The 268-nt window shown below is 63.1% G+C and carries 1 protein-coding gene; it reads left to right on the forward strand.

All coding sequences use genetic code 11. From position 1 onward, the window contains the following. Positions 1-29: 29 nt before the first annotated feature. On the forward strand, positions 30-268 hold a 239-nt coding region (locus KZZ07_RS26960), incomplete at its 3' end, for a hypothetical protein (protein WP_219520045.1).

The raw sequence follows: 268 nt of genomic DNA on the forward strand, positions 1-268 counted from the left end.
TTCAGCTTTCCACTTCGGAGATGTACGTGATGATCGGTCGCGAAGAACCTGTGAAGGTGCCGCGCTTCAACGTGGTGCCGCTCGGCAAGAACTTGTTCGATGTGGTCGAGCGCTCCAGCGGCGTATCTCGTGGCGCACGCACCGGCCACGACGGCGCTTGCCAGTACGCCGATCAGCTCGAGCGCAACGCCGACTTCTTCGATTCCGCCAAGGCGACATCGCGTCGTTTCGGGCGCCTGGTGCTGCGCTGGACGGTTGGCTTCGCCGT

The sequence above is a fragment of the Mameliella sp. CS4 genome, from assembly GCF_019392335.1.
GTDB lineage: Bacteria > Pseudomonadota > Alphaproteobacteria > Rhodobacterales > Rhodobacteraceae > Antarctobacter.